The organism is Nocardioides sp., from assembly GCF_050699375.1.
Classification (GTDB): domain Bacteria; phylum Actinomycetota; class Actinomycetes; order Propionibacteriales; family Nocardioidaceae; genus Nocardioides.
Window position 1 is genome coordinate 1 of sequence record NZ_JBOHDN010000374.1, and the last position, 3890, is coordinate 3890.

Annotated in this window: 4 protein-coding genes; 3 read left to right on the forward strand and 1 reads right to left on the reverse strand. The window is 68.9% G+C overall.

Annotation, left to right across the window (positions count from 1 at the left end; all coding sequences use genetic code 11):
- Positions 1-211: 211 nt before the first annotated feature.
- A complete protein-coding gene (locus ACRDPS_RS24630; protein ID WP_431504309.1) occupies positions 212-1168 on the reverse strand; it encodes a thiamine-phosphate kinase in 957 nt (318 codons plus the stop codon).
- A gap of 189 nt (positions 1169-1357) precedes the next feature.
- Here ACRDPS_RS24630 and ACRDPS_RS24635 point away from each other — a divergent pair, with 189 nt between their 5' ends.
- The 3 genes from ACRDPS_RS24635 (at position 1358) to ACRDPS_RS24645 (ending at position 3857) form a co-directional block, all read left to right on the forward strand.
- On the forward strand, positions 1358-1594 hold the full coding sequence (locus ACRDPS_RS24635) for an Lrp/AsnC family transcriptional regulator (RefSeq protein ID WP_179656947.1): 237 nt from the start codon (positions 1358-1360) through the stop codon (positions 1592-1594).
- A gap of 137 nt (positions 1595-1731) precedes the next feature.
- Entirely contained in the window at positions 1732-2688 is a 957-nt protein-coding gene (locus tag ACRDPS_RS24640) for a D-alanine--D-alanine ligase family protein (RefSeq protein WP_431504310.1), read from the forward strand.
- A 170-nt stretch (positions 2689-2858) separates the two neighbouring features.
- Positions 2859-3857 carry a hypothetical protein gene (locus ACRDPS_RS24645; protein WP_431504311.1) on the forward strand — a complete coding sequence of 333 codons (999 nt, stop codon included), beginning with the start codon at positions 2859-2861 and terminating at the stop codon, positions 3855-3857.
- Positions 3858-3890: the final 33 nt, after the last annotated feature.

Sequence of the window (3890 nt, forward strand, 5' to 3'; positions counted from 1 at the left end):
TCTGCTATCTCACGAACGGCGCTGACTCGGCGCAAACGGACCGGAGCGAAGCGAGACGACCGGAGCGAGGTCGAGCGGCGAGCTTGCTCGTCCGCTCGCGCCGAGCGAGGGAGTAACCGCGCGAAGCGCGGAGGACCGGTTTGCGCCGCGTCGAAGCAAACCCGGCGTAAGCCTGATCGAAGTACAAACCCGGACACGGGCTTCTCGACGGTCAGAAGTGCGTCCAGCCGGTCGCGCCCTCGTAGACCTCCCCGTCGACGGTCACCGGCGTCTCCCCCGACTCCTGGACCTCGCCGATCACCGTCCACCCCTGCGGCAGCTCGGCCTCGGGCGGGAAGGCGGCCAGCAGAGCGTGGTCGTCTCCCCCGCCCAGCACGAACGAGAGCGAGTCCACGCCGGTCGCCGAGGCGACCGCGTTGAGCTCGTCGGGGACGGTCAGCGAGGACGTACGCACGTCGATGGTGACCTCGGAGGCATCGGCGATGTGCCTGGCCTCGGCGAGCAGCCCGTCGGAGATGTCGATCATCGCCGAGGCACCCGCTGCCGCGGCGGCAGGACCGGCTGCGTACGGCGGTTGTGGGCGGCGGTAGGCGTCGACCAGCACCCGCGGTGAGCGGAACCCGCGCTTGAGGATCGCCAGGCCCGCGGCGGCCCAGCCCTGACGGCCACACAGAGCGAGTACGTCGCCCGGCTCGGCGCCCGAGCGCAGGATCGGCGCCTGGGCGACCGCGCCGATCGCGGTCACGGAGATGACGATCTGGTCGGCGCTGGTGATGTCACCCCCGACCACGGACGCCCCGACCAGGGCACACTCCGCGGCGAAGCCCTCCGCGAAGTCGACCGCCCACTCGGCCGGGAGATCGGCGGGCGCGGCGAGCCCGAGGGTCATCGAGTGAGCGGTCCCGCCCATCGCGGCGATGTCGGCGAGGTTCTGGCCCGCGGCGCGGTGGCCGATGTGGGAGGCCTCGGCCCAGTCCCGCCTGAAGTGGCGTCCCTCGACCATCATGTCGCTCGAGACCACCACATGCCCCTGCGTGACCCGGAGCAGCGCGGCGTCGTCTCCCGGACCGACCAGCACCTGCTTCCCCTGGGGGAAGTGCTTGGTCATCTCGGTGATCAGCCCGAACTCACCAGCATCGGCGAGTGTCGTGTCCCTCGGAAAAGCCATATCCTCATCCAACCTCCCTCATTCCGTGTAGAGATACCGGGACACGCATCGCGCCGTCCCCGAGCTTTACGCGGTCACTGGCTCCGGTCGTCTTATCTCCAGGGTCGGTGTAGGTCGATCGACAGATAACGCGATAGGTTACTAGCCGGACAATGTGCCAAAGGAGGCACTGAGAACAGGAGCTGCACCATGGTCGTACAGGCGTACATCCTCATCCAGACCGACGTCGGCAAGGCCGCGGAGGTCGCCACCGAGATCGGCAAGATCCAGGGCGTGACCCTGGCTGAGGACGTCACCGGTCCGTACGACGTGATCGTCCGCGCCGAGGCCCGCAACGTCGACGAGCTCGGCAAGCTGGTCGTGGCCCGCGTCCAGAACCTCGAAGGCATCACCCGCACACTGACCTGCCCGGTCGTCCACATCTGATTTCCGAGCCTTGCACGGAGCTTGCTCCGGGCAAACGCGAGGAGGTCGAGCGAGCGCGCGGCTGAGCTTGCGAAGCCGCGACCGCGGGTCGAGACCCGTTTTCCAATAAACCTTCGAACGTCTGTTACAACGAACCCATGAGCACATCTCCTCTTCCCGGGCCCGTCGCCGTCATCGCCGGCGGGCTGAGCCACGAGCGCGACGTGTCGCTGGCCTCTGGCCGCAACCTCGTGCGCGAGCTGTCGGCGCTGGGAGTGGAGGTGGCCGCGTACGACTTCGACCGGGCGCTGCTGCACAACATCGAGCGCGACAAGGCCGTCGTGGCGCTGCCCGCGCTGCACGGTCAGTTCGGTGAGGACGGCGAGATCCAGACGCTGCTGGAGCTGATCGGGGTGCCGTACGTCGGCACCGACTCCGCCTCGTGCCGGGTCGCCTTCGACAAGTCGGCCGCGCGCGAGATCCTGCGCCGCGGCGGCATCCCGGTGCCCGAGTCGGTCTCGCTCTCCTCCACCACGTTCCGCGACGTCGGCGCCCCGGTCCTGATGGAGCACGTGATCTCCCGGATGGGCGAGCGCGTCGTCGTCAAGCCCTCACGCGGTGGCTCGGCGCTCGGCATCACCGGTGTCGACGGCCTCTCGGCCCTCCCTGCCGCGCTGGTCAAGACGTACGCCTACTGCGACGAGGCGCTCATCGAGCGCTTCTACTCCGGCATCGACGTCTCCGTCGTGGTCCACGAGACCGAGGCCGGGACGGTGCCGCTGACCCCGATCGCCATCGACTTCAGCAAGGGCCACGAGTTCGACTTCGCCGCCCGCTACACCGCTGAGTTCGTCGGCTTCGGTCGCCCCGACCTCTCCGACTCCCTGCTCGCCGAGCTCGGCGAGACCGCCGTACGCGCCCATGAGCTGCTCGGCATGCGCGACATCTCCCGCACCGACTTCATGGTCACCCCTGACGGCAGCTTCGTCGTCCTCGAGGTCGCCATCACCCCCGGCGCCACCGAGACCAGCGTCTTCCCCTTCGCCGCCAAGCACGACGGCACCTCCATGGGCGAAGTCACCCTCGCCCTCCTCAAGCGCGCTCTGGAGCGCTGACTCCCGAAGGTCTCCCCCCGCCGAGAGGTCACTTCTGCAGGCCGAGAAGTCACGTACGTCGGTCGAGAGGTCACTTCTGCAGGTTCTGGACCAGGTAAGAGATGCTGGTCTTCGCCGACTGCTCCTGGATCGCCCAAGCCGAAGAACCGCACCAACCGAGGAGGCAATCGATGAAGGCGCGGAGTTCAACACCTGATCGCGGGCGGCTGCGTGCCGCGTGGACACTGGTTCTTCTGACGGTGTGCTGCGCGGAGCTGTCGTTCACCGCGGTCGCCGTCCCAAAGACCTGGCTCCTCCTGCCACTGCTGCTCGTCATGTACGGCGCCGGTGTCCTCCTGATCCGTGAAGCCGCGGTGAGGGTCGGCGCCGGCTGGCCGAGCCTGGTGCTTCTCGGAGTGGCCTACGAGCTGGCCGAGGACGGGATCGGGCTGCAGGCGCTGACGAGCCCGGAGATGTACGGCGCCGCCGACTGGGGCTGGCGCCTGGGCGGCGCGAACCTGACCTACTGGGCGTCACAGCTCGGGGTGCACGTGGTCTTCAGCGTGCTCGTCCCCATCCTTCTGATCGGCCTGATCTTCCCCTCCCACCGCGGGCGGCCGTTCCTGCGCCGCGGCGGCCTCATCGTCGTCGGAGTCCTCGCCGTGCTCGGCGTCGTCGGCCTACGGGTGGTGATCTCGAGCATCCTGGATCCCGGCTACCGCGCCCCGCTGCCGTGGATCGTGGCCTTCGTCGTCGCTATCGCCGTGCTGGCCTGGATCGCCCTGCGGGTGGTCCCACGGGTCCCTGTTCCGGCACCGACGACGCTTGCGCCGAGACCAGTCGTGGTCGGCCTCACCGCGGCCGCCGCGACGTACGTCTTCCTGCTGCTCACCCTGCCGCTCGCGTTGCGCCCCGGGTCCGACCCGCTGCTCGGGGAGATCGTGCCGGCCCCGGTCCCGATCGTGCTCGCAGCCGCGGTCGCCTACGGCATCGGCTGGACGATCCGGCGCTGGAGCGTCGCGCCGACCTGGAGCGACCAGCACTGGATCTGGATGGTCGGCGGGATCCTGGTCGCCCACACGGCATTCATGATGCCCGCCTCCTGGGTCGCCATGGGCATCGGATCGGTGACCATCACCGTCGAGGTCGCTCTGCTGGTGCTCTTGGCCCGCCGAGTCGGCTCGTCCTGACCCAAAACCCTGCCGAGCCGGCTCGTTATAACG